Source organism: Vibrio sp. ES.051 (genome assembly GCF_002563795.1).
Classification (GTDB): domain Bacteria; phylum Pseudomonadota; class Gammaproteobacteria; order Enterobacterales; family Vibrionaceae; genus Vibrio.
The window spans coordinates 423,333-449,985 of the sequence record NZ_PDJL01000005.1; the positions used below are offsets into that span (position 1 = coordinate 423,333).

Annotated in this window: 24 protein-coding genes; 14 read left to right on the forward strand and 10 right to left on the reverse strand. The window is 46.0% G+C overall.

The window, feature by feature from the left end; genetic code table 11:
• Positions 1–47 precede the first annotated feature (47 nt).
• The 5 genes from ATG66_RS16180 (at position 48) to dapD (ending at position 5,550) form a co-directional block, all read left to right on the forward strand.
• On the forward strand, positions 48–1,145 hold the full coding sequence (locus tag ATG66_RS16180) for a PhoH family protein (RefSeq protein WP_098416267.1): 1,098 nt from the start codon (positions 48–50) through the stop codon (positions 1,143–1,145).
• Positions 1,146–1,147: 2 nt separating this feature from the next.
• Complete coding sequence (ybeY, locus tag ATG66_RS16185) at positions 1,148–1,612, forward strand: rRNA maturation RNase YbeY (protein ID WP_098416268.1); 465 nt, start codon at positions 1,148–1,150, stop codon at positions 1,610–1,612.
• A gap of 105 nt (positions 1,613–1,717) precedes the next feature.
• On the forward strand, positions 1,718–2,617 hold the full coding sequence (corC, locus tag ATG66_RS16190) for a CNNM family magnesium/cobalt transport protein CorC (protein WP_098416269.1): 900 nt from the start codon (positions 1,718–1,720) through the stop codon (positions 2,615–2,617).
• 32 nt (positions 2,618–2,649) lie between these two features.
• Positions 2,650–4,167 carry an apolipoprotein N-acyltransferase gene (gene lnt / locus ATG66_RS16195; protein WP_098416270.1) on the forward strand — a complete coding sequence of 506 codons (1,518 nt, stop codon included), beginning with the start codon at positions 2,650–2,652 and terminating at the stop codon, positions 4,165–4,167.
• A 351-nt stretch (positions 4,168–4,518) separates the two neighbouring features.
• The gene (gene dapD, locus ATG66_RS16200; RefSeq protein WP_098416271.1) at positions 4,519–5,550 is read left to right on the forward strand and encodes a 2,3,4,5-tetrahydropyridine-2,6-dicarboxylate N-succinyltransferase; all 1,032 of its coding nucleotides are present in this window, start codon (positions 4,519–4,521) and stop codon (positions 5,548–5,550) included.
• A gap of 83 nt (positions 5,551–5,633) precedes the next feature.
• Here the strand turns inward: dapD and glpQ are convergent, their stop codons facing one another.
• Both glpQ and glpT read right to left on the reverse strand, forming a co-directional pair.
• Positions 5,634–6,689 (reverse strand): glycerophosphodiester phosphodiesterase, encoded by a 1,056-nt coding sequence (gene glpQ, locus ATG66_RS16205; RefSeq protein ID WP_098416272.1) that lies wholly within the window; start codon positions 6,687–6,689, stop codon positions 5,634–5,636.
• Positions 6,690–6,745: 56 nt separating this feature from the next.
• Entirely contained in the window at positions 6,746–8,110 is a 1,365-nt protein-coding gene (gene glpT, locus ATG66_RS16210; RefSeq protein WP_098416273.1) for a glycerol-3-phosphate transporter, read from the reverse strand.
• An 890-nt stretch (positions 8,111–9,000) separates the two neighbouring features.
• On the opposite strand from glpT, the gene ATG66_RS16220 reads away from it, so the two are divergent.
• From ATG66_RS16220 to ATG66_RS16240, 5 genes are all read left to right on the forward strand, one after another.
• Entirely contained in the window at positions 9,001–9,855 is an 855-nt protein-coding gene (locus ATG66_RS16220; RefSeq protein ID WP_098416275.1) for an MIP/aquaporin family protein, read from the forward strand.
• 59 nt (positions 9,856–9,914) lie between these two features.
• Positions 9,915–11,432: a glycerol kinase GlpK gene (gene glpK / locus ATG66_RS16225; protein WP_098416276.1), complete on the forward strand. Its 1,518-nt coding sequence runs from the start codon at positions 9,915–9,917 to the stop codon at positions 11,430–11,432.
• A 159-nt stretch (positions 11,433–11,591) separates the two neighbouring features.
• On the forward strand, positions 11,592–12,386 hold the full coding sequence (locus tag ATG66_RS16230) for a DeoR/GlpR family transcriptional regulator (protein ID WP_098416277.1): 795 nt from the start codon (positions 11,592–11,594) through the stop codon (positions 12,384–12,386).
• Positions 12,387–12,560: 174 nt separating this feature from the next.
• Positions 12,561–14,120 carry a glycerol-3-phosphate dehydrogenase gene (gene glpD, locus ATG66_RS16235; protein ID WP_098416278.1) on the forward strand — a complete coding sequence of 520 codons (1,560 nt, stop codon included), beginning with the start codon at positions 12,561–12,563 and terminating at the stop codon, positions 14,118–14,120.
• A 186-nt stretch (positions 14,121–14,306) separates the two neighbouring features.
• Positions 14,307–15,254 carry a CorA family divalent cation transporter gene (locus ATG66_RS16240; RefSeq protein WP_098416279.1) on the forward strand — a complete coding sequence of 316 codons (948 nt, stop codon included), beginning with the start codon at positions 14,307–14,309 and terminating at the stop codon, positions 15,252–15,254.
• 62 nt (positions 15,255–15,316) lie between these two features.
• On the opposite strand, the gene ATG66_RS16245 is transcribed toward ATG66_RS16240, so the two are convergent.
• Complete coding sequence (locus ATG66_RS16245; RefSeq protein WP_098416280.1) at positions 15,317–16,501, reverse strand: NnrS family protein; 1,185 nt, start codon at positions 16,499–16,501, stop codon at positions 15,317–15,319.
• A 183-nt stretch (positions 16,502–16,684) separates the two neighbouring features.
• Here ATG66_RS16245 and ATG66_RS16250 point away from each other — a divergent pair, with 183 nt between their 5' ends.
• The gene (locus ATG66_RS16250) at positions 16,685–17,236 is read left to right on the forward strand and encodes a gamma-glutamylcyclotransferase family protein (RefSeq protein ID WP_098416281.1); all 552 of its coding nucleotides are present in this window, start codon (positions 16,685–16,687) and stop codon (positions 17,234–17,236) included.
• Between the two features lie 246 nt (positions 17,237–17,482).
• On the opposite strand, the gene ATG66_RS16255 is transcribed toward ATG66_RS16250, so the two are convergent.
• Positions 17,483–18,433 (reverse strand): flagellar motor protein MotB, encoded by a 951-nt coding sequence (locus tag ATG66_RS16255; protein ID WP_098416282.1) that lies wholly within the window; start codon positions 18,431–18,433, stop codon positions 17,483–17,485.
• Positions 18,434–18,447: 14 nt separating this feature from the next.
• Positions 18,448–19,209 carry a flagellar motor protein PomA gene (gene pomA, locus ATG66_RS16260; protein WP_098416283.1) on the reverse strand — a complete coding sequence of 254 codons (762 nt, stop codon included), beginning with the start codon at positions 19,207–19,209 and terminating at the stop codon, positions 18,448–18,450.
• Between the two features lie 263 nt (positions 19,210–19,472).
• On the opposite strand from pomA, the gene xseB reads away from it, so the two are divergent.
• Genes xseB through dxs form a run of 3 tightly spaced genes read left to right on the forward strand, consistent with a single transcriptional unit; the run spans position 19,473 to position 22,507 of the window.
• Positions 19,473–19,715 carry an exodeoxyribonuclease VII small subunit gene (gene xseB / locus ATG66_RS16265; protein WP_098416284.1) on the forward strand — a complete coding sequence of 81 codons (243 nt, stop codon included), beginning with the start codon at positions 19,473–19,475 and terminating at the stop codon, positions 19,713–19,715.
• Positions 19,716–19,736: 21 nt separating this feature from the next.
• Positions 19,737–20,621 (forward strand): (2E,6E)-farnesyl diphosphate synthase, encoded by an 885-nt coding sequence (ispA, locus tag ATG66_RS16270; protein ID WP_098416285.1) that lies wholly within the window; start codon positions 19,737–19,739, stop codon positions 20,619–20,621.
• 20 nt (positions 20,622–20,641) lie between these two features.
• A complete protein-coding gene (dxs, locus tag ATG66_RS16275; protein ID WP_098416286.1) occupies positions 20,642–22,507 on the forward strand; it encodes a 1-deoxy-D-xylulose-5-phosphate synthase in 1,866 nt (621 codons plus the stop codon).
• 74 nt (positions 22,508–22,581) lie between these two features.
• On the opposite strand, the gene pgpA is transcribed toward dxs, so the two are convergent.
• The 5 genes from pgpA to ribBA form a co-directional block, all read right to left on the reverse strand.
• Entirely contained in the window at positions 22,582–23,088 is a 507-nt protein-coding gene (gene pgpA, locus ATG66_RS16280) for a phosphatidylglycerophosphatase A (protein ID WP_098416287.1), read from the reverse strand.
• 42 nt (positions 23,089–23,130) lie between these two features.
• Positions 23,131–24,096 carry a thiamine-phosphate kinase gene (thiL, locus tag ATG66_RS16285; protein ID WP_098416288.1) on the reverse strand — a complete coding sequence of 322 codons (966 nt, stop codon included), beginning with the start codon at positions 24,094–24,096 and terminating at the stop codon, positions 23,131–23,133.
• 221 nt (positions 24,097–24,317) lie between these two features.
• The gene (gene nusB / locus ATG66_RS16290) at positions 24,318–24,785 is read right to left on the reverse strand and encodes a transcription antitermination factor NusB (RefSeq protein WP_098416289.1); all 468 of its coding nucleotides are present in this window, start codon (positions 24,783–24,785) and stop codon (positions 24,318–24,320) included.
• A complete protein-coding gene (gene ribH, locus ATG66_RS16295) occupies positions 24,785–25,255 on the reverse strand; it encodes a 6,7-dimethyl-8-ribityllumazine synthase (protein ID WP_098416290.1) in 471 nt (156 codons plus the stop codon). Before ribH ends, nusB begins: the two co-directional genes overlap by 1 nt.
• 169 nt (positions 25,256–25,424) lie before the next feature.
• Entirely contained in the window at positions 25,425–26,534 is a 1,110-nt protein-coding gene (ribBA, locus tag ATG66_RS16300; protein ID WP_098416291.1) for a bifunctional 3,4-dihydroxy-2-butanone-4-phosphate synthase/GTP cyclohydrolase II, read from the reverse strand.
• Positions 26,535–26,653: the final 119 nt, after the last annotated feature.

Below are 26,653 nucleotides of genomic sequence, written 5' to 3' on the forward strand. Positions count from 1 at the left end.
TGGTCGTTATCAGGCTTTCACTCAGTGGCATAAAATGAGAGGCAACATTGAGCAATAAAATCGTAACTTTAGAAATCAACCTAGAACCTTCAGATAACCGCCGACTTGCTAGCCTGTGCGGTCCATTCGATGACAACATCAAGCATTTAGAACGTCGTCTAGGCGTTGAAATCAACCACCGCAGTGACCATTTTACCATTGTGGGCAAACCTCATACCGCAGCAGCTGCGCTGGATATCCTAAAAACTCTTTATGTTGATACCGCCCCTGTCCGAGGTGAGCTCCCAGATATCGAACCTGAACAGATCCACTTAGCGATTAAAGAATCAGGCATTCTGGAACAAAACACTGAGTCCAACTTTGAACATGGTAAAGAAGTTTTCGTCAAAACCAAGAAAGGGGTGATTAAACCGCGCACGCCAAACCAAGCTCAATACTTGGTCAACATGGTCACGCACGATGTCTCTTTTGGTATTGGCCCAGCGGGTACCGGTAAGACTTACCTCGCCGTTGCGGCAGCGGTTGACGCATTAGAGCGTCAAGAAATTCGTCGTATTCTATTGACTCGTCCTGCGGTTGAAGCTGGGGAGAAATTGGGCTTTCTACCTGGTGATTTAAGCCAGAAAGTCGACCCATATTTACGCCCGTTGTACGATGCTCTGTTTGAAATGCTGGGCTTTGAACGTGTTGAGAAGTTGATCGAACGTAACGTGATTGAAGTAGCACCTCTGGCATACATGCGTGGTCGTACATTAAACGATGCCTTTATCATTCTCGATGAGAGCCAAAATACGACGGTCGAGCAAATGAAAATGTTCCTGACACGTATTGGCTTTAACTCACGCGCCGTCATCACTGGTGACGTAACTCAGATAGACTTACCACGCGGTGCAAAGTCTGGTCTACGCCATGCGATCGAAGTATTGAGCGAGGTCGACGACATAAGCTTTAACTTCTTCCAAGCTGACGATGTGGTACGTCACCCAGTTGTGGCTCGTATTGTTAATGCTTATGAGAAGTGGGAAGCGCAAGACCAAAAAGAACGTAAAGAATTCGAAAAACGCCGTCGTGAAGAGCGTGACGCCAAATTGCTAGAAACAGCAAAAGCAGAACTGAGCTCCCAAGTTGCGTCAACTAAGGAATAATCATGGCGATTGAACTTGATTTACAACTGGCAGTCGAAAGCGAAGAAGGATTACCTTCAAAACAAGATTTGCAATTGTGGCTCGATAAGACCATTCCTCTTTTTCAGCCACAAGCCGAACTCACGATTCGAATTGTGGATGAGCATGAAAGCCACACACTCAACCACGAATATCGAGGCAAAGATAAACCCACCAATGTGCTGTCTTTTCCATTTGAAGCCCCACCGGGCATGGAAATAGACCTCCTTGGTGACTTAGTCATTTGCCGCCAAGTCGTTGAAAAAGAGGCAATTGAGCAAAGCAAGCCTCTGCTAGCACATTGGGCGCATATGGTTGTACATGGCAGCTTGCATCTGCTAGGTTATGATCATATTGAGGATGACGAAGCCCAAGAGATGGAGTCCCTCGAAACAGAAATCATGCAGGGTATGGGTTATGAAGACCCTTACATTGCTGAAAAAGAGTAGCCCTTGGGCACTCGATAAGGAAAGGCGAACCACCTAGATTACTCTCGTGTTCGCCTCTCGATGTGAGCTATCACACTTCTGATAGCGTTACTTAATTGAGAAACAATGAACGAAGATAATTCTCCCTCTTCTAACGAAGGTAAGAAAGAAAAGGCAGAAGGTCCGAGTAGAAAGTCCTTCTTTGAACGTCTAGGTCAACTATTTCAGGGCGAACCAAAAGACCGCCAGGAGCTTGTGGATGTTATCCGCGACTCAGAAATCAATGACCTGATTGATCATGACACCCGCGATATGCTTGAGGGTGTTATGGAAATCGCCGAGATGCGTGTGCGTGATATTATGATCCCGCGTTCGCAAATGGTTACGGTTGAGCGTACTCACGATCTAGATACACTGGTCGCGTTAATTACCGATGCTCAACACTCTCGCTACCCTGTGATCAGCGAAGACAAAGACCATGTGGAAGGCATTCTCCTAGCGAAGGACTTACTTAAATACTTAGGCTCGGACAGTAACCCATTTGATATTGAAGCAGTAATTCGACCAGCAGTCGTGGTACCGGAAAGCAAACGTGTTGACCGCCTGCTCAAAGAATTCCGTGAAGAACGCTATCATATGGCCATTGTTGTTGATGAATTCGGTGGTGTCTCTGGTCTCGTGACCATTGAAGATATCCTTGAAGAAATCGTCGGGGATATCGAAGACGAATTCGATGAAAGCGAAGAGACTGACATTCGTAAGCTGAGTAAGCACACGTATGCTGTCAGAGCTCTAACAACCATTGAAGAGTTTAATGAGACATTCGGCACCAACTTCAGCGATGAAGAAGTGGATACCGTTGGCGGCATGGTCATGACAGCCTTTGGTCATCTACCTTCTCGTGGTGAACTGGTTGAGATTGAAAACTATAACTTCAAAGTCACCGCTGCCGATAACCGTCGTGTCATTCAACTTCAAGTGACGATTCCAGACGAAGAGTCCATGGTTGAGATCACTCAAGAGTAACGCGATCCCCTACGGGAATATCAGAAAATATAATGATGAATGAACTCTTTCATCGCCTCAAGCGGCCCTTAGCGGCCGCTTTTGTTGGCGCCTCGACTACCCTAGCATTTGCTCCTTATCAGCTGTGGCCTATTGCCATTCTAAGCCCGGCTCTCTTACTTATCCTGCTCGCAAATCAATCCTCTAAACGTGCACTTGGGATTGGCTATGCCTGGGGTTTAGGTCAGTTTGCAACGGGCATTAGCTGGGTTTACATCAGCATCTCTGGCTTTGGCGGAATGCCGCTGATTGCCAATTTATTTTTAATGGGCTTGCTTGTTGCCTACTTGGCGGTTTATTCAGGCTTGTTTGCTTGGCTCAACAACAAACTCTTTCCTCAATTCACTCTGACGAAAGCACTACTTGCAGCTCCAGCGCTATGGTTAATCAGTGATTGGTTGCGAGGATGGGTGATGACGGGCTTTCCTTGGCTCTGGCTGGGGTACAGTCAAATCGATGCCCCTTTCTCAAGTTTTGCGCCTATTGGCGGTGTAGAACTACTTACGCTGTTGATTCTTATCAGTGCCGGTGCATTAGCCTATGCTTGGATTCACAAGCAGTGGTTGATGATTCTTATTCCTGCCGTCTTCTTAAGCACTGGCTTTGGTATTCGCCATTACGACTGGGTGTCTCCACGCTCAGAAGACACAACAAAAGTAGCGCTTATTCAAGGCAACGTAGATCAAAGTTTAAAATGGTTACCGAGCCAACGCTGGCCGACCATCATGAAGTATGCCGATCTCACGCGTGAGAATTGGGATGCTGACATCATCGTATGGCCTGAAGCCGCGATTCCAGCGTTTGAAATCGAAGTGCCGTCATTCCTGAAAAACATTGACGCGGCCGCGAAAATGAACAATAGCGCGATTATCACTGGCGTGGTCAACCAAGATGAAAATGGCCAGTTCTATAACAGCATTCTGTCGCTTGGTGTCACACCATACGGCGATTACAGCTTTGATATGAGCGAACGTTATCACAAACACCATCTACTGCCATTTGGTGAGTTTGTCCCTTTTGAAGACGTATTGCGCCCACTGGCACCATTCTTCAATTTGCCGATGTCATCGTTTAGCCGTGGGGACTTTGTCCAACCAAACACCGTAGCAAACGGTAAGCACATGAACCCAGCGTTGTGTTACGAAATTATTTTTAACGAGCAAGTACGCCAGAATGTTACTAACAACACAGACTTCATTCTGACTCTGTCTAATGATGCCTGGTTTGGTCGCTCTATCGGCCCACTTCAGCATATGGAAATCGCACGTATGCGTGCATTAGAGCTAGGAAAACCACTGATCCGCTCGACCAACAATGGCTTAACGGCAGTGACGGACCACAGAGGTAGAATCATCGAACAAATCCCTCAGTTCGAGACTGCCGTATTGCGTGCAGAGCTGACGCCAACAGATGGACAAACGCCCTACCGATCCTTTGGCTCCTGGCCATTGTACCTTTGGGTGGTGCTAAGTTTAACGCTGGCTCTCTGGTTACCACGAAAGAAGAAATAAGAATAATAAAGCAGCCTAAAAAATAGGCTGCTAATTAAATCCATGTGAAGCATGGAAAAAGTACAGCGATGTCTTTTTGCGCGTACTTTCAAACTAAAACCAGTAAAGATTAAAGCGCTGTCAGGCTTCGTCAACTACGACAACATCGTTCGCATCATGCTGATTCCCCTCCCTTAGAAAACATTTCTCATCAGACAGATATATCTCCCAAAAGACAGACGATATCCATCTACGGACTTTCTCTAACTCCCCTCTTTAAACTCCCCAGCACTCTCTTTATGATGACTCACAACTAAATAATTTCTTGTCAGTAAATAGACGAGACACAGACTCAACAGACGGAGAACAACTATGGCTTTCTTTTCTCTAGCCTATGGTACAGCGACTAAAAACCGCGATGGCAAAATCATTGAAGCGTTTTTCCCAACCCCCGCTCTTAACCCAAGCGAAGCACTAGTCAACGCACTAGCAGCAGTGGTTGGTTATGAACAAGGCAACCAAGTTATTGAGATCTCTGCAGCACAAAGCGCAGAACTTGCAACAGCATTCGAAGCAAACGGCGATGCAGCAAACGCATCTTTCGCCGCGAAAGCAGCAGAATCAGCACAACCGCTTGTACTGGTTATCCTCGCTACGGATGAACAGCCACAATCTGTTGCTGAAGGCTTCTTAAAACTTCAACTTATCTCTAACCGTCTAGTTAAGCCGCATGGCACAGTACTGGATGGCATTTTCGGCCTGCTGCACAACATCGCATGGACAAACGAAGGTCCAATCGACCTCCCTGAACTGGCAGAGCGTCAAATCGAAGCGCGCCTAGCTGGCCGTACGCTAAGCGTTGATTGCGTCGACAAGTTCCCTAAAATGGTGGACTACGTGGTTCCAGCAGGCGTTCGTATTGCAGACACGTCTCGCGTACGTCTTGGCGCGCACGTGGGCGAAGGCACAACCGTTATGCACGAAGGCTTCATCAACTTCAACGCAGGTACAACTGGCGTGAGCATGGTTGAAGGTCGTATCTCTGCTGGCGTAGTGGTTGGTAACGGTTCAGATATCGGCGGTGGCGCATCTATCATGGGTACGCTATCTGGCGGCGGTAAAGTGGTGGTTTCTATCGGTGAAAACTCACTCCTTGGCGCAAACGCAGGTCTAGGCTTCCCAATGGGTGACCGTTGTACTATCGAATCGGGCCTATACGTGACAGCTGGCTCTAAAGTACGCATGCTAGATTCTGAAGGCAATGAAGTAGAAATCGTAAAAGCGCGCGACCTTGCAGGCGTGTCTGATCTCCTGTTCCGTCGTAACTCTGTAACGGGTCAAATCGAGTGTCTTGCAAATAAGAGCGCGGTTGAACTGAACAGCGAACTGCATAAAAACAACTAAGCTGTAGTATCAGTGTTAAAAATCCCCCAATAGGAAACTGTTGGGGGATTTTTTAGCTTAAAGCAGAATGCCTGACGTACTGATTACTGATTTAAAAAACTCACTGCTTTGTCTGGGAAGTCAGTAAACAACCCATCGACTTTCACTTGGTTATAGAAAACATCCATCATGCCATCAAAGCTATCCGTATACGCTGGAATGCGTCCTGGATCGGCACGGAACGTGTATGAATGAACTTGCAAGCCAGCGTCTTTTGCTGCCTCCATCAGAGGCTTAATGATGATGTTGTCTTTGGTTGACTTAACATCCACCAGCATCGGTTTCCAAGGGCCAATCCCTTCGGCGTAACTCGCCACTTTCTTCATGCCGTCGGCTTCGAACATCCAATCATAGCTGTATGGTGTTGCGGTATCACCTTTGTACTCCATGGTCTCGTTCCAATCGGTGTAAGCCATGAGCTGAACGAGCTTTAAATCCATGTCCATTGCAGGCATGAGCTCACTGTTGATACGTTGCAGTTCATTCGCATCAAAGCACTGCAGGTAAACTTTGTCGTCTTGCGAGTCGTAACCGTACTGCTTCAAGACTTTAAGTACAGCTTTAGAGATGTTTTTGCCTTCGTGGCGATGGAACCAAGGGGCCTTGATCTCTGGGTAAATGCCGATGTCGTAACCCAGTGTCTTGTTAAGACCTTGAATCAACTCTATCTCTTCAGCAAATGTTGGCACGGTAAAATCCGATTGCCACATTGGAAATCGAGTTGGATAACCCGCTACTTTGTTGCCGTTTTCGTCGATGTTAAACCCTTCCGTGACTCGTAGCGATTTGATTTCTGCCAGAGTAAAGTCAATCGCGTAATAGCGACCATCTTTGCGCGCGCGATCAGGGAACCGCTCAGCAACGTCGGTGACGCGATCCAAATAATGATCATGGAGAACCACCAACTGGTCATCTTTGGTCATCACCACATCTTGTTCGATGTAATCAGGTTTCATTGCGTAAGCAAGCGCTTTAGCTTCCAGCGTGTGCTCAGGTAAGTAACCAGATGCGCCACGGTGAGCAATCACAAGCGGTTTCGCAATCGCACCGGCAGAGAGGCCAAGTGCAAAAAAAGTAAGACATACTGACTTTGTTTTCATCGTTATTTCCTTAATAAAGCCAAGAGGCAGTATTCCACTGCCTCTTTAAATAAATATTACGCTAGCGCTTCCTTTTCACGCTCTTTTTGTTCGTGGTGCGCACGCTCTCCAAAAAACGCGTACAGCAAACAAACGATGGAAGTAATACAAGAGCCAACTAAGATGATGAATCCCCCATCCCAACCAAAGTGATCTACGGTATAACCAAGAATCGCGTTAGCGGCAACCGCCCCTCCTAAGTATCCAAATAAGCCCGTTAGACCCGCCGCCGTACCTGCGGCTTTCTTCGGCGCAAGCTCCAGTGCATACAAGCCAATCAACATCACTGGACCATAAATTAGGAAACCGATAGCAATCAGAGCCATCATGTCCACTGTAGGGTTACCTGCAGGATTGAACCAATAAACGAGAACCGCGATGGTTACAAGCACCATAAACAAAATACCTGCTGGCGCGCGGCGGCCTTTGAACAGCTTGTCCGAAATCCAGCCACACAAAAGCGTCCCGGGGATACCCGCCCATTCATACAAAAAGTAAGCCCAAGATGATTTATCTACCGAGAAGTCCTTAGCTTCTTTTAGGTAAACGGGCGCCCAATCCAACACACCGTAACGAATCAGATAAACAAAGGCATTGGCTATCGCAATCGACCATAATAGTTTGTTGTTGAGTACGTATTTAAAAAAGATGTCCTTCGCCGTCATTTCCTGTTCATGCGACTTTTTATAATCATCAGGGTAGTCATCTTTGTACTCTTCAATTGGCGGCAAACCGCAAGATTGAGGGGTATCTCGAACCGTCATCCAAATAAACACCGCGACCAACGTGGCAAAAAATGCTGGAACATAGAATGCAGCGCGCCAGTCATCGTTAAACGCCCAAAGGCCGAGAAGGAATAATGGGCCAATCAAACCACCACCAACATTATGCGCAACGTTCCAAACGGAAACCGTTTCACCACGCTCTTTTCGTGACCACCAGTGCACCATGGTTCGGCCACAAGCAGGCCATCCCATGCCTTGGAACCAGCCATTCAAGAAAAGTAGAATAAACATTGCCGTCACACTGCCAGTCGCCCATGGCATAAAACCAAAGCAAAACATAACCAATGCAGACATCAGTAAGCCGCCACTTAAAAAGTAACGCGGATTAGAACGGTCAGATACACTGCCCATCAAAAATTTAGATAAGCCATAAGCAATTGAAACAGCGGCAAGTGCAACCCCAAGCTCACCACGACTAAACCCTTGTTCGATCAAGTAAGGCATCGCCAAGCTAAAGTTTTTACGAACTAAATAGTATCCGGCATAACCAACAAAAATACCGATAAAAAGCTGCCAACGTAATCGGGAGTAGGCACCATCAATGCTATCTGACGATAAGCGATCAATGTGCGCCTTAGGTTTGAATATTCCAAACATAGGAACCTCATTATTTTGTATGCGATGGTAGAAACCAAAAAAGGAGCGAACGAAACAAAAAGCTTCGTTCGAAAGCAAATGTATTGTATGGCGTTAGGATTTTATTTTTGTGACAAATGTTGCACACATATTAAATTACTTTAAATACAGCGTATTAGAAAACATTAATTAGACAGCGATTCAACTTTACTCATAAAGCGTTACTATATATTTAGATGGCAAGAGCGCATTTGAGCATTCACGTTCGCAACAAAACAAACTTAAGACTCGAATAGGAATAAAAATTAGGGACAAATAATGCGATTAACACCACTAAATGATTGAAAAAAGAGTAATAACTAAAAGGCTAAAAAAAACTGACATTTAGTGTTAAACGAAATAAAAAAACTTGAAAACGATCGACGAACAATAGCAACCATGCCGGAGAGCTCAACGACATAAACCGTCCTTATTATTTTTAAAAAACACATTGTTATCTGCAATTAAAAGCAACACTTTATCACCTGAGGTATTGTTGAAAACATTCATCCCCCCCACTCGATCCTTTGTTGTACCTCGCTTCCCATGCCTATTTAGGGTTAAACTCTGTACAAAAAGTGCGTAATAACTCTTCAGTAATGACGCCGCCTCACAAAACTCCTCTTACCAGTTGTGCATTCTTTTCCACATCGGTAATTTAAGCGCTTCCGCCAGCACAGTTCATCACCCAAGGTCTCTTTCCGTTGTGCTCTATTTCTATTAAAAAATGCGCCATTTAACAAAAATAAAGAATTTAACTAACAACTTTACGCTCAAACACTCACTTTTGATGCTCGTTTGTTTTCGCAAACGTTTATATGTGCACAATATTGCTGCGTTAGACAAGTCAACATGAACAAAGGACTATTAACATGACAACAAACAAACACCCCTCTCTGCTCGGAGAATGTTTGGCCGAGTTTATCGGTACAGGCTTACTTATCTTCTTCGGCGTAGGCTGTGTCGCCGCCTTAGTTTTAACTGGTGCATCTTTTGGCCAATGGGAAATCAGTATTATCTGGGGCTTAGGTGTCGCCATCGCCATTTACTGTACTGCCGGCGTCTCAGGTGCGCACATCAACCCTGCGGTCACTATTGCTCTGGCGATGTTCCATGGTTTTGACAAAACAAAAGTACTGCCATATATCATTGCTCAAATGCTCGGCGCTTTCTGCTCAGCGGCATTGGTCTATGGGTTATACAGCAATCTTTTTACTGATTACGAAATTGCGCATAACTTCGTTCGTAGTAGCCAAGATGCACTGGCAACCGCGGGTATCTTCTCAACCTATCCACACGCTTCACTTTCTTTCTTTGGCGCTTTTGCTGTGGAATTCGTTATCACTGCAGTGCTAATGTTTGCAATTTTGGCCCTAGGAGATGAGAAAAACGGTGCAGAGCGTGGGGCAATGAACCCGCTATTAATTGGTATTGTGATCGCTGTCATTGGTGGTTCACTTGGTCCATTAACAGGCTTTGCGATGAACCCTGCTCGTGACTTTGGACCCAAACTTTTTGCTTACTTTGCTGGCTGGGATTACGCACTAACAGGCGCAAAAGATATTCCTTACTTTATCGTGCCTTTGCTTGCTCCAATCGCTGGTGCGTGTTTCGGTGGGTGGCTATATCCAAAAGCGATTGCCGCTTACCTTCCACAACAAGGGCACGGCTGCACTATTCCAAACCAATGTGAAACGGAAGAAGAAACAGAAGAAGCGAGAGCTTAACCCCTATGTAGCCCCAACATTTACTAAAATATAAATAACGAAACAAAAGGATTCTTACCATGACTGAGCAAAAATATATTGTTGCCCTAGACCAAGGTACAACAAGCTCTCGCGCCGTTATTCTTGACCATGATGCGAACATCGTAAGTGTCGCGCAGCGCGAATTTACTCAGATTTACCCACAAGCCAGCTGGGTTGAGCACGACCCAATGGAAATTTGGGCGACACAAAGCTCTACCCTTGTTGAAGCTTTAGCTAAGTCAGGCATCCGTAGCGATCAACTGGCGGCCATCGGCATTACCAACCAGCGCGAAACCACCATCGTTTGGAATAAAGAAACCGGTAAACCTGTTTATAACGCAATCGTATGGCAATGCCGTCGTACTGCTGAAATCTGCGAAGAGCTTAAAGCTCGCGGCCTAGAAAATTACGTTCGTGACAATACAGGCTTAGTGCTTGATCCGTACTTCTCAGGTACTAAAGTCAAATGGATTCTAGATAACGTTGAAGGCGCACGCGAAGACGCTGAAGCAGGTAAACTATTATTCGGAACGGTCGATACTTGGTTGGTTTGGAAGATGACCCAAGGCCGTGTGCACGTAACCGACTACACCAACGCTTCACGTACCATGCTATTTAACATTAATGACCTCTGTTGGGATCAAAAAATGTTAGATGAACTGGGCATTCCAGCCTCAATGATGCCCGAAGTAAAACGTTCATCAGAGGTTTACGGAAAAACCAACATCGGTGGTAAAGGCGGTACTCGTATTCCTATCTCTGGTATTGCAGGTGACCAACAAGCCGCTCTTTATGGACAAATGTGTGTTAAGGCAGGCCAAGCGAAAAACACTTACGGCACGGGGTGTTTCTTATTAATGAACACTGGGCAAGAAAAAGTGACCTCGACGCACGGCCTACTAACCACGCTGGCTTGTGGTCCAAATGGTGAGCCTGCTTACGCGCTTGAAGGTGCTGTATTTATGGGGGGCGCATCGATTCAATGGCTACGTGATGAACTTAAGCTCCTCCAAGGCGCGGAAGACTCCGAATACTTCGCAACAAAAGTCGACACCTCCAATGGCGTTTACGTGGTGCCTGCCTTTACAGGCCTTGGTGCGCCGTACTGGGATGCGTATGCACGTGGCACTATTCTCGGCCTAACTCGTGGTGTCAATTCAAACCACATTATCCGTGCGACATTGGAAGGCATTGCTTACCAAACCCGTGATGTACTGGATGCGATGCAAGCGGACTCAGGGATTAAGCTCGCGAACCTCCGCGTAGATGGTGGCGCGGTCGCCAACAACTTCTTAATGCAGTTCCAATCTGATGTGTTGAACACCGAAGTGCACCGCCCTCAAGTCACCGAAGTGACGGCGTTAGGTGCGGCATATCTTGCAGGCCTAGCCGTTGGGTACTGGGACAGTATCGACGAATTACAAAACAAAGCCGTCATTGAGCACACCTTTGAGCCACATGATGACGAAGAGAAACGTAATCGTCGTTACAAAGGCTGGAAACGTGCAGTGAAGTGCGCACAAACTTGGTCTGAACTTCACGACGAAGAGGATTAATTTTCCATCCATACGAAAAAAGAGCGCCATTTGAGCGCTCTTTTTTGCGTTTTATCCCGGATTCCTGATGCCCTTTACTTCTCACAACGCGCAAATTCGCGCACAATAACGCTTCGAATTTGAAGCATTGGCCGTTACCAATGCACAAGGGAGTGGTAAGTGAAGCAAATACCTAGACACCAGCAGATTGTTGAATTGGTGAAAAAGCAAGGCTATGTCAGCACGGATGAGTTAGTAGAAAGATTCAATGTCAGCCCACAAACCATCCGCCGCGATCTGAATGAACTCGCCGACGACAACAAGATTCGTCGTTATCACGGTGGTGCCACCATCCCTCTCAGTTCTGAAAACACATCTTACAACACGCGCAAAGCGCTCAACTTCAATGAAAAAGATGTCATCGCAGACGAGGTGGTGAAGCACATTCCTGACGGTGCCACTTTATTTATTGATATCGGTACCACACCCGAAGCAATAGCACGAGCGCTCAACAAAAGCCATAAACAACTGCGTGTTGTCACCAACAACATGAATGTCGCGACCATTCTATTCCCTAACCCTGAGATCAAGGTTATCTTGGCTGGCGGAGAAGTCCGAAATCGTGATGGTGGCATTGTTGGGGAAGCAACGTTAGATTTTGTTAAACAATTTCGTCTCGACTTTGGCATTCTCGGTATCAGTGGCATCGACTTCGATGGTTCGTTATTGGATTTTGATTACCACGAAGTGCGAGTGAAGCAAGCGATCATCGACAACAGCCGGAGTGTATTTCTTGCGGTCGATCATACTAAGTTTGGACGCAACGCAATGGTGAAATTGGGCAATATCGCGCAATTGAACATGATATTCACCAACAAACAGCCCCCAGAAGAAATTCTGTCGATTTTGAAAGAAGCCGCGATCCCCCTTGAGGTGGTAGAAGCCAACGAGGTAGCGTTCAAAACGGATCAATAAACCATTCAATTTTGGCATTTCAAATGACCTCTGTCTTAATCTGGCAGAGGTTTTTTTGTGCCTAAATCACACAAAACACTCACAAACGAAAATAATAGATGATCACAAACGAAAGCTAAGCTACGATTACAATATGTTCTAAAATGCTCGTTCGCTCACCAAGAGGTCAAATTTATGAGTATACAACAAAATGACGCCACAACTAGCTCATCCACTGCCTTAGACTTGATCGTGATCGGTGGCGGCATTAACGGGGCTGGTATTGCAGCCGATGCAGCAGGACGTGGTTTAAACGTCGGTTTATACGAAGCTAACGATTTTGCATCTGCAACGTCTTCGGCAAGCTCTAAACTTATTCATGGTGGATTACGCTACCTTGAACATTACGAATTTCGCTTAGTTTCGGAAGCGCTAGCAGAGCGTGAAGTGATTCTTCGTAAAGCGCCACACGTTGCACTGCCAATGCGTTTCCGTTTACCTCATCGCCCATTCTTGCGTCCAGCTTGGATGATCCGCTGTGGTTTATTCCTTTACGATAATTTAGGTAAACGGACGACGCTGCCAGGCAGTAAAACGGTTAACTTAGCAAAGTCTGGTTTGCTCAAACCTGAAATAAAAACTGGTTTCGAATATTCAGATTGCTGGGTCGATGACGCGCGTTTGGTATTGCTTAATATCCTTGCTGCACGTGAAAATCATGCAGAAGTACGTAACTACTGTCGAGTAGAGAAAGCTCATCGTGAAGGCGACATCTGGCATGTCACTATCCATGACGTAATGACGGATCAACGCTTCGAACGCAAAGCTAAAGCGTTAGTAAATGCGGCTGGGCCTTGGGTAAAACAGTTCTTTGATGATGGATTAAAACAAACTTCCCCACGTAACATTCGTTTGATCAAAGGTTCGCACATTGTGGTTCCTCGTATCCACAACGAGCCGCAAGCCTACATTCTTCAAAACAAAGACAACCGCATCGTATTTATGATCCCGTACTTAGATAAGTTTTCTATCATCGGTACCACAGATTTGGAATACAACGGTGATCCACGAGAAGTGGCGATCTCAGATGATGAAGTCGATTACCTCGTTGATATCGTTAACCAACACTTTGTTCACCAGCTAACTCGTGAAGATGTGGTTTGGACATACAGCGGGGTTCGCCCTTTATGTGATGATGAATCTGACTCTCCTCAAGCGATCACACGAGACTATACCCTAGAACTGGATGCTGAATACGATCACGCGCCTCTGCTTTCTGTATTTGGGGGGAAATTGACAACCTATCGTAAGCTCGGTGAAGCCGCCATGAAAAAACTGGCTCCTTTCTTACCAGAAATGGGCAGTGATTGGACAGCAAACCAAACATTACCAGGCGGTAACTTTAGCTGTAGCCGTGAACAATTAGCAAAACAAATCCATGCAAAATACCGATGGGCACCTGAAGCACTGATCCTTCGTTACGTAACTCAGTTTGGTACACAAACATGGGACTTAATGGCAGGAACAACAAGCGAAGCCGACCTTGGCCATGCTTTCTCTTCACAAGCCGGTGGCGTATATCAACGCGAGATCGACTACTTGATGAACCATGAAATGGCGATGACCGATGAAGACATTTTGTGGCGTCGTACTAAGCTTGGTCTGTACATGAACGATGAAGAAAAACACGCTCTTACGGAGTACCTAAAAGAAAAGCTACAGCAGAAGGTGGTTAATCTTTCTCAAGTTGGTTAACCGTTCCTTTTCTCACCGATGACAAAGCTTGCCTCGTGGCAGGCTTTGTTGCTTTTCATCACTACTGACGACTCACAATCTTGCATCGCTAGAATGCGTTTAAGCCTAATTACTCGTAGCACTTATACTCAAATGACTTCATAATTATTGTAATTAAGTAAATAAGCTCATGATAAGGGAAATAAAATGGGTTTTATGATTGAACATTGGGACTTTTCGGTTCCGGTGGCGACTCAACAAGCAATAACGTCAGACAATATCCAAGCAAACCATTGGTACCACTGCGAAAGGCAGCACCCTGACATTCGAGACTGGCTAGCTCACAATCAAGTACCGCGTGCAACCATTGATCATTTGCTGGCCGACGAAAGCCGCCCTTCTTTTCATCACTTGGATGATGAAAACTTTATGTTGATTCTACGTGGGGTTAACATGAACGAAAATGCATCACCAGAGGATATGCTCAGTATCCGCATTCTTTACTTTCAAGGTGCCCTTATTTCAACGCGTAAGATCCCATCGCGCGCCATTATGGAGCTCCGCCAAGCGTTAGTTGAGCATAACGGTCCCAAAAGCCTCGCAAGCCTACTCCATCAAATCATTGAAGGGTTGAACAGTAAAATCGACGTGTACCTCGACACCATCGAAGATACGTTGAGTCAATTCAACGTTAATGACGAATCGACCTACAAGCATATTTCAATTCAAAAAGCACTTATTTCAATTAAACGTTTTATTCGTCCGCAACAGTACGCGATTCGAGATTTAATTGAGTCCGAGTCAGGGCTGGTGGCCTCCAAGCCTCACCAGTATCGCTTTGCTCATAATAACATTACGCGAATCAACGAAACGATTGAGTTTTACCTTGGTGAAGTAGCCCTTTTCCAAGATGAGATAAAATACAACCGCGATGAGAAAACGAATAAAAACAGCTATCTATTTACCTTAGTTGCCACTATTTTTTTACCGACGAGTTTTTTAACAGGTCTACTGGGGATCAACATTGGGGGGATGCCAGGCGTAGAGTCAGCGGCGGCGTTCACTTGGTTCTGTATCGCTTTAATTGTGATCTTCGCGCTCGAATGGCTACTGTTCAAACGTTTGGGGTTCACGAATAAAGATGATGACAGTTAAACTCATTTAAGCCAAAAAAAAGAGGAGGCATTCGCTCCTCTTCTTCTTTCTTTTATTGATACTTACCCTGGGTGACCATCAACTCGAGGCGTAATGAGCATGATACCAAAGCGCCACACAAACATCCCAAAGGATAAAATCCATAAGCCGGCGCTGATGTCAATCCAAAGCATCATGTTGGCAGGGTCAAATATCACCGCCAAGCTGCGCACCAACGCAGCGGCAATAATGGCGACAAACGCGATACTCATGTTCGGCCCTTTGTAGATCATCCGCCCAGTATGCCCCATGGTCACACGCGTAATCATCGCCAAAATCAAACCACCCAAAGCACCGATCGCAAATAAATGAATTAAGTTATGACTGGCAAAAGCGTCTCCCCACGCGCCACGAAAAATCAAACTTAGTGGCAAACACAGATACGCGGCATGCAGAGACCACACTAAGGGCTCACTTAACGTTAACCAAGGCTTCCACCGCAAGAAACGGCTCAGCTGTGCAATACCAGCCAACAACATCAGAGGCTTACCTAATTCCGCAAACGTCACTGGGAAAAAACTCAACACAAACAACATCACCAGCGGCAAGTTCGCCATCCAGTCCAGCCACATCAGCGGTTGTGCTTTTTCGAAATTAAAACGTCGCGCCGTAAAAAATGGGATCACTCGTCCCCCCATTATTGAAAGCAGCAACGTGAACCACCACAACATGGCTTGCCACACAGCTGATGATGTAAACGGCGGCATACCTTTGATCGTTGCGTAGCTGGCAAAATTGGCAAAGATGGCTAATAAGAACAGCGGCACAAAAAACAAGTTGCGCCACCCTTTAGCTCGGTACACACGAATACCAATCTCATACGTGACGAACAATAAAAAAATCGCTTCTACACTGCTGATTAACCATAGCGGTGTAGGTGTCCAGAACAATACTCTTGACACTAGCCACAAGCTAAACAGCGCTAAAAGCGTGTAATGCTTGGTACCATTAATGCCTGTCCAGTTTTGCACTGCGGTTAGCACAAAGCCCACAACGATTGCCATCGCGAAGCCGAATAACATTTCATGAACATGCCACCACAACGCTGGCACACCTAATGCGTTTGGCTGACCGCTTTGGAACATCCACACCCATACCGCTATCGCAAGGATGGCGTAAATCGAACCAAACAGGAAAAACGGCCGAAAGCCTAATCGCAGCCATGCAGGAATTTTTTCTTCCACTTTTTTATCAGTAATATTCAGCATTATTTTGCCCTCAAGCTTCTCTCGATGCTGGTTAACTCAACGACGAGCTCCATGCTAACACAAACATGTATAAAAAATACATGTTAAAGATTGGAGTGATACGTTAGGGGTAACATTGTGCTTCGGTGGCGGGTTAGGTATAAAGCCAATAGTGATCATAATAAGCTAAGGGACGCAACTAAGATGTACATTTTTGGTTATGGCAGTTTGATCAATTCTGCTTCACGCAAGTTGACCGGACAAACGGGGACAGCCATTCCCGTCATTGCGCATGGACTGGTTCGCTACTGGGGGAAAATCGATGACAGTTATACTTTGTCTCCACTCATCGTTAATGAAGGCGATGGTCAGGTAAACGGTGTTTTGCTCGAAGTGAATGAAGATGCATTAACAGAATTTGACCGTCGTGAACGCGGGTACCATCGCATCCAAATCCAGCCAGAGCAGATTGAAACTGATTCCAGCTTTCATCACGACCATGACATCTGGGTGTACGTAAAAGATGAACCATTACCGCCCTGCGGCAAAAGCCCAATTATGCAAAGCTACGTCGACACCGTTTTGGCGGGTTGCCTAGAGGTGTCCCACGATTTTGCAGAACATTTTGTGCGTCACACAATCGGATGGCATTATGCGAAAGAGAATGACCGCCATCAGCCGAAATATGGCAACCTTGCCGGCGTGCAGCCACATCATTACGAATTGATTGATACGCTAATCAAAAAGAGAATCTAAAGGCTTGATGGCATTTTGTGGTAGGGCAGATAAATGCCGTCGCCCTAATCCAATTAGGTTCAAGCTTGTTAATAAATAAATGGCGAATATTATTGACTCGATACAGAAGACGGCTCCCATATGGCTTCTGTCTGATAAATGCCCGAGATGAAGAAAGTCTTTGCCTCATCAAAAAAGAGGAGGCAAAGTTATCCGCCAGCAAGCAATAAAAGGCCTCGTCGCTAGATTAGACCTTATAACGCGTGATTACTGTATTACGGGCACTTCTTCACTATAAAGTGGTTCACCTTGCATGATGCTGATTTCAACACGCCGGTTGAGCGCACGATTTTCATCAGAATCATTCGGTAACAATGGCTCCGTATCCGCCATTCCTCGAACCCTCAAACGCTGATGAAAGAACCCCCTGACCTTCTCCATCTCTTGCGCTACTGACACTGCACGCTGAGAAGAGAGATCCCAGTTTGAGCGATAGAGCTCCGAATCCAGCGGTCGATTGTCTGTGTGGCCTGATACCCGCACGACACCAGGAACGTCTTTCACCAACTCTGCAATTTGTCGAACCAAAGGGCGAAATTTTGGTTGTAAAAATGCAGAGCCTTCAGGGAAAGCGCCTTTCTCACGCATACGAATCACTATCTGCTGCCCAAGGTTTTCGACTTCAATTGCGCCTTGTTCAATCTCTCGTTCAAGCGCTTTCTTGATGCTTTCCATCAAGGTTTCCATCTCTTGAGACATGTCTTCAGACTGCTGTTGTTGCATGTCTGCTTCCGCTGATTGGTTGTTCTTCGTTGACGTTTCAGGCGATTGCCCTCCCGTCAACTTACCTTGATCACGTTTAGTACCACCAGCACGATCCGATTCCCCTTCATGGAACTCGAGCGTTTGCTGCGTAATATCCATGGTTTGCTGCATGATGACATCAATCGGGGTGGGTTCAGGTCGACCGGGTCTAAACTCTTGCGCGATGATACTGGTGCCTTTGGGAATGTCTTTCACTTCAAGCTGATTTTGTACACCGAAGGCAAATTTCATGGATCCCGCAATCTGTTTGAACTTCAGTACGTCCATCTCAGAAAACGAAAGCAGAAGAACAAAGAAACACATCAACAGCGACATCAAGTCCGCAAAAGTCCCCATCCAGAGAGGAAGGCCGGGTGGCGGACAATCGCATTTATTATCGTCATCATCATCCATCACTACTCTCCAGGTTAATCGTCAATCTCGAGGGCACGTTTACCTTCGTTGAGATAGTTCTTCAAGTAACTATCGATAACTCGCGGGTTTTGACCATCTTGAATAGCAAGCACCCCATCCATGATTAAGCGTCGATTGAGCGTTTCTTGATCCCGGCGCAAAGAGAGCTTATCGGCTATCGGAAAGAACACCATGTTCGATAGGATCGCACCGTATAATGTGGTTAAAAGTGCAACCGCCATTGCTGGCCCGATCGCTTTAGGATCATCCATGTTCGAAAGCATCGCGACCAGACCAATCAAGGTCCCGATCATCCCCATCGCAGGCGCGACATCACCAAAGGATCTAAACACGCCAGTACCTTGCGTATGTCGTTCATCCGTCAGGGCAATGTCTTTTTTCAGCGCCGCTCTCACTACGTCTGCGTCATGACCATCAACGAGCAGATCAATCCCCTTTTGCATAAAGGTGTTGTTGATTTCCATCTCTTCTAGAGCAAGGAACCCCCCTTTACGTGCCGCATCTGCCATTTCTACAATTTTTGCAATCAAGGTCTCTGGTTCATCCGCTTTAAACATGAAGGCTTTACCTGCGATTTTAGTCGCACCAAAAAACTGCCCCATCGTGAACTTCATTAACACGACAAATGTTGAGCCACCAACGACAATAAGGATCGAGGTAACATCGGCGAACATACCAATGCTGCCTCCTAGCACCATCGCCATAATGACGAATGCCAAACCACCAATCAAACCTAATAGGGTAGCTAAATCCACAAAGCACTCCTCACGCTATACTCAAATACTGCCACTAGGCGGAATACTACCTGTATCGACAGCTAGAACAGAATTTTTAGAAAAATCTTAGCTAATGGATCACAAATTACGCCGAACAACCTTAACCAAAATATGGAGTTTCACCGATCAGACCCGTTTAGAGCTAATTTTATGACAATTATACAAGGTTAAATTTGACCAAGTTATTAGGCTAAGGTAACTTTCGTGCATCTTATCCAAGGCTTGATTAAGGCAGAAAATAGATGGCGGTCAAGAAACCAGAAAACATGACCTTCGAAGCAACCATTGAAGAGCTTGATAGCTTGGTTGATAAATTAGAAAATGGCGACCTTGCCCTAGATGATGCCCTACGTAAGTTTGAACGAGGCATTGCCTTAGCTCGAGCTGGCCAAACCAAACTCAGCGACGCCGAACAACGCGTAAGCATTCTTCTTAGCGAAGATGACGAAGTATCATTAAGTGACTTCAAACCAGATTCAGAATAATCATCAGTAGTGAGCAATGTGATGCAACAGACATTGACGTCTTTTCAACAAAGAAACAATCAGCAATTGAATTTATGGCTCGATCATCTCCCATATCAAGAGTTGCCATTGATTCAAGCAATGAAGTACGGCCTTTTGCTAGGTGGAAAACGCGTTCGCCCTTTTCTTGTTTACATCACAGGTCAAATGCTCGGCTGTAAATCTGAAGACTTAGACACGCCTGCCGCGGCTATTGAGTGCATTCACGCTTACTCACTTATTCATGACGATCTGCCTGCCATGGATGATGATGAGCTGCGTCGTGGTCAGCCCACTTGTCACATCAAATTTGATGAGGCAACGGCAATACTAACTGGCGATGCACTCCAGACTCTCGCCTTTACTATTATTGCTGATGGCCAGTTAAATCCAGTCGCAGAAACGCAACGTATCAATATGATAAAGGCGCTGGCTCACTCTTCTGGTGCTCAGGGGATGTGCGTTGGACAAGCTCTGGACTTAGGTGCAGAAAACCGTCAAGTCTCTCTTGAAGAAATGGAAGTGATACATCGGAAGAAAACCGGAGCCCTGATTGACTGCGCAGTTAAACTAGGCGCTCTCGCCGCTGGTGAAAAAGGTATTGAGGTTTTACCTCACCTAAAACGTTACTCGAAAGCTATTGGTTTGGCGTTTCAGGTTCAAGACGATATTCTTGATATCATCAGTGACACAGAAACACTGGGTAAGCCTCAAGGTTCAGACCAAGAGTTGAACAAGAGCACTTACCCTTCCTTGCTGGGTTTAGACGGAGCGATAGAGAAAGCTCACACTCTGTTACAGGAAGCGCTTCAAGCATTAGAAGCTATCCCATACAATACTCAGTTACTCGAAGAGTTCGCCCGATATGTCATCGAGCGCAAAAATTAACACTATAAGCGCGCATTTATATGACTCTTGATATTTCAAAGTACCCAACACTGGCGTTAGCAAATACTCCGGAAGAGCTACGTCTTCTTCCGAAAGAAACATTACCAGCTTTGTGTGATGAATTGCGAACGTATCTGCTAAATTCAGTCAGCCAATCTAGTGGACATTTAGCGTCTGGCTTAGGCACCGTAGAGCTAACTGTCGCTTTGCATTATGTTTACAATACCCCAATCGATCAGTTGATCTGGGATGTTGGTCATCAAGCTTACCCGCATAAAATTCTCACTGGCCGCCGCGATCAAATGCCAACCATTCGCCAAAAAGATGGTCTACACCCTTTCCCTTGGCGTGAAGAAAGCGAGTATGACACGTTATCTGTTGGTCACTCTTCTACTTCTATCAGTGCAGGACTGGGCATGGCCATTAGCGCACAAAAAGAAGGCAAAGGTCGTAAAGTGGTGAGTGTGATCGGTGATGGTGCGATTACCGCAGGCATGGCATTCGAAGCGATGAACCACGCGGGTGATGTTCACTCTGACATGTTAGTGATTCTAAACGACAATGAAATGTCGATTTCAGAAAATGTTGGCGCTCTCAATAATCACCTCGCCAAAGTGCTTTCTGGTAGTTTATATACTTCCATTCGTGAAGGCGGTAAGAAGGTTCTGTCTGGCGTGCCCCCCATTAAAGAACTGGTTCGCCGCACCGAAGAACATCTAAAAGGGATGGTCGTACCGGGCACGCTGTTTGAAGAATTTGGGTTCAACTACATTGGTCCAATCGATGGACACGATGTGAATGAGCTGGTCAAAACCCTGAGAAACATGCGTGAGCTTAAAGGTCCTCAATTCCTGCACATCATGACCAAGAAAGGCAAAGGTTATGAACCCGCAGAAAAAGATCCGATTGGTTATCACGGCGTTCCTAAATTTGATCCCACGCATCACTGCCTGCCTAAAAGCAGCGGCGGAAAGCCCACCTTTTCAAAAATCTTTGGTGATTTTTTATGTGATATGGCCGCGCAAGATCCGAAGCTAATGGCGATTACGCCAGCGATGCGTGAAGGCTCAGGCATGGTTCGATTCTCAAAAGAGTATCCAGAGCAGTACTTCGATGTGGCGATTGCAGAGCAGCACGCAGTCACGCTCGCGACAGGCATGGCCATCGCGGGCAATCACCCTATCGTTGCCATCTATTCCACCTTTTTGCAGCGCGGTTATGATCAACTGATCCACGATGTGGCGATCATGAACTTACCTGTGATGTTCGCTATTGACCGCGCAGGTCTCGTTGGCGCTGATGGCCAAACTCACCAAGGTGCGTTCGATCTCAGCTTTATGCGTTGTATCCCAAACATGGTGATCATGGCACCAAGCGACGAGAATGAATGTCGTCAAATGCTTTACACTGGTCACAAGCATACTGGTCCAAGTGCGGTTCGATACCCACGTGGAAATGGTATGGGGGCAGAGATGGAAACGGAATTCACTGCGCTAGAAATTGGTAAAGGTCGCATCGTACGTAAAGGGGAGAAAGTCGCCATTTTGAACTTTGGCACCTTCTTAAGCAATGCGCTGGAAGTGGCAGATAAGCTCAATGCGACCGTGGCTGACATGCGCTTTGTCAAACCTCTTGATGAAGCACTAATTCGTCAACTCGTCGCAGGCCATGACGTACTGGTCACACTGGAAGAAAACGTCATTTCTGGCGGCGCTGGTGCTGGTGTCGTAGAATTTATGATGAAAGATAAAACCATTAAACCAGTTTTAAACCTAGGTCTCCCAGATGAATTTATCCCCCAAGGGACTCAAGACGAGTTGCATGCAGCGCTTGGACTCGATGCGAAAGGGATAGAGAAGTCCATTGTCGATTACCTCGACAAATAGCCTAACCAAAATGCGAAAAAGGGATGCCATGTGCATCCCTTTTTAATTCTTCCATGATTGTTGTTGATGAATATCTAGTTCATCCAGCCCGCGTATTTCGCGACTAAAAACAGCGTAATCCCCGCCATAATACCTGCCACTATGTCATCCACCATGATGCCGAATCCGCCGTGAACGCGCTTATCTAACCAACCAATCGGCCAAGGTTTCACCATATCGAAAAAACGGAATAAGATGAAACCAGTGAGCAGCCACTTCCATTCGGTTAATGGAATGTTTAGTGCCGGTACGATACCCATCGTGATCCAATAACCAGCAAACTCATCCCATACTATCGAACCGTGATCATGAACCCCCATATCTGCAGAAGTGATTTGGCAAATTTTAATGCCAATAACACACGAAATCAGAACGACAATGACATACGCTGGAAATGGTAACTGAGCCAAAAGTAAAAAGAACGGTATCGCCGCTAATGTTCCCATAGTGCCAGGGATAAAAGGTGATAAGCCGCTACCAAACCCAGTCGCCAATAAGTGCCATGGATTCGTTAGTGAAATCAGAGAAAGAGGGTTGGTCATATCCTTAAAGCCTATACTGCTAATTTGGTTTCAATCTTAAGGTCACTTAAAGTGGTCGAAACCACTGAGATCCCAATCGAGAGGTTGGTTACTGTCATGCAGTTCAAAAAAACCATTGGGTCGAATTTGGCCAATGCATGTAACTTTGCAACCAGTATGCGACAGTGCACTTTGCAGTGAACCTCGGTTTTGTTCAGGCACAGTAAAGCACAATTCGTATTCTTCGCCACTTGCTAAAGCATACTGCTGAGCACTAACCTTATCATCTAAAAACTGCATTAACTCCGAAGATATGGGTAAGTGAGAGACATCAATACTCACGCCTACTTGAGAGCGTCGCAAAATATGGTTGATATCAGCCATCAAACCATCTGAAATATCGATAGCGGATGATGCTAAGCCGACTAAGGCTTGCCCTGCAAGTACGCGAGGCGTACTGAGGTAATGCGCCCGCTCTAGCTCTTCTGCGCCCGTTCGGCTACGCAGAGACGCATTGAGAATGACATCCAACCCAGCTTTCGCATCCCCAAGATGGCCTGTAACGTATACCCAATCGCCAACTTTAGCACCTGATCGTGTTAACGCTTTGCCTTCAGGTACAAAACCCTGCACTGTCAACGTCAGACTCAGAGGGCCTTTGGTCGTATCCCCACCGATTAACTGGATACCAAAGTAATCGGCCAACTCAAAAAACGCATCACAGAAAGGAGCTAACCACGTCTCATCCGGCTCTGGCATCGTTAACGCAAAACTTACCCAAGCAGGAGTTGCGCCCATCGCCGCCAAATCACTAATATTAGAAGCAAGCGCCTTATGTGCTACCCAAGCAGGGTTGGCGTGTGACAGAAAGTGAGTGCCAGATACTAACGTATCAGTGCTAATGGCAATCTGAACATTAGCTGGAGCTTTGACGAGTGCACAATCATCACCTGCGGCGAGGTGGACATCTTTACGTTGGTTCTGACGTCCAACGAAGTATTTATCGATCAGGTTAAATTCACCAGACATAATTCATTTATCTTTTCACGCCAATGCAATTTATTAGGGTTCGAAAACGGCGCTGGAAAGAACGCAAAAACAAAGAAACAGTGCGTTAAATAGCAACGCTACAGGCATACCTTTAACGCCGTTCTTGTGCTCTTAAACCAGACAGAGCCGGATAGAGATTAATGGTATGGGGATAATACAAAAAAGGCCAGCATGAGCTGACCTTTTCACTGAAGAAATCGTTATTTCTTACGGACGTGAGGGGCGGCTTTATCTAGCACACCATTCACAAATTTGTGACTGTCTTCCGCAGCGAATACTTTAGCAAGTTCAATCGCTTCGTTGATTACCACTTTGTAAGGAACATCTTCGCGACGAGTCATCTCGTACATAGCAAGGCGAAGAAGGGCAAGCTCCATCATATCTAGGTCCTGCATCGGACGAGAGGTATATGGACGAATTTTGCTATCTAGCTCAGCGTGGCTAAGTACAACACCGCTTAGTAGTTCACGGAAGTAAGCGACGTCAGTCTCTGGAGCAGCAAGCGCTGGCTCTGATGCGTGAAGTTCTTCTTCATCGTATTTGTCGCCAGACAAAAACTGTTCTTCGATTTTGGCAACGTTCTCTTTAGTAATTTGCCATGAGTAGATCGCCTGTAGAGCGAATTGACGTGCATTACGACGTGCGGCTGGTTTCACACTGGCCCCCATTAGGAATCTATTTCAGATAGTACATTAATCATTTCAAGTGCGCTTAGTGCAGCCTCTGCACCTTTATTACCAGCCTTGGTTCCTGCGCGTTCTATTGCTTGATCGATCGTATCAACAGTCAACACACCAAATGCTACTGGAATACTGTATTCCATAGACACTTGTGCCAGACCTTTGTTCATTTCACTACAAACATAGTCAAAGTGAGGCGTTCCACCGCGAATAACCGACCCTAGAGAAACAATAGCGTCGAATTTGCCAGTTTTAGCAACACGCTGAGCTACTAGAGGTAGTTCTACGGCACCTGGACAACGCACAACCGTGATGTTGTCTTCGCTTACTTGTCCGTGACGCTTTAGTGTATCGATCGCACCAGAAAGTAGGCTTTCGTTAATAAAACTGTTGAAGCGAGAAATAACGATAGCAATTTTTGCATTTGGCGCTGGGAAGCCACCCTCGATCACTTTCATAAGCTTTCCTTTAACTCTATTTATAAGTGAAATATGTTCATCAAGTGAGAATCGCCGGATTCTAGCACAAATTTGTGAGCAATATCTAATGGAAATTGGATGCAGACCACCAGTTCCTAGTCGTTTGTAGCTTAAGCTCGTAAAAGACTAGAAACTTATCGTCCAGCCGTTAATCGCAGACGTATTCAACCACGTTCAGACCAAAGCCACTCAATGCGTGATATTTTTTGTTAGTCGACGATAAAAGGCGCATGTCATGTATGCCCAAATCCGCCAGAATTTGCGATCCCACCCCCACACGGCGAGACGTTCCTTGCTTTTTCGCAAGCGTTGGCGCTTCGCCTTTGTCTTGCGCTTCGAACATTTTCACGCGATGGATGAGTAACTCTGTTGACTCTTCATGACCAAGCACGACCAACACCCCGCCCTCTTCACCGATGCGTTTCATCGCTTTGTCTAGCGTCCAACTGCGTTCCGCATTTCGGTCACTGCGCAGCAAATCGGTAAAGATATCTTGTAGGTGCACACGTACCAATGGCGCGCCTTCTTGTAAGTCACCTTTGCACATTGCGTAATGCACTTGGTTATCGATGGTATCTTTATAAGTGACCAGCGTAAATTCACCAAACTCTGTCGGTAATTTACACTCCGCCACACGCTCGATGGTGGTTTCGGTGTTATTGCGGTACTCAATTAAGTCGGCGATAGTGCCTAGTTTAATGCCGTGCTTCTCTGCAAAGATCTCTAGATCAGGGCGACGAGCCATGGTGCCGTCGTCATTTAAGATTTCGACGATAACCGATGCTGGTTCAAGACCCGCTAGCCGAGCTAAATCACAACCAGCTTCTGTATGACCGGCACGAGTTAATACGCCACCATCTTGTGCCGCTAAAGGAAAAATATGACCAGGCTGAACTAAGTCTGCGGCTTTCGCTTTTGGAGCCACCGCAGCTTGAACAGTACGAGCCCGATCTGCTGCAGAAATTCCCGTTGTGACACCTTCAGCTGCTTCAATTGAAACCGTAAAATTCGTGGTGTACTGCGCATTATTATCTTGCACCATTGGTGGCAAGCCTAAACTTTCACAACGCGCTTTTGTCATTGTCAAACAAATCAAACCACGGCCGTGAGTTGCCATAAAGTTGATCGCTTCCGGCGTAATATGCTCGGCAGCCATGATCAAATCCCCTTCGTTCTCACGATCTTCATCATCCATTAAGATGACCATTTTACCCGTACGGATATCATCAATAATCTCTTGTGGCGTACTGATTGGCATAATCTGTTTTCCCGTTATTCTAAATTTATTATTGCGGCAGCAATGGTTAACGTCTTGTTACTCATACACTCAACGTTACCGTCTGAGCTTTGGTTTAACTTAATCACCTCGACCATACA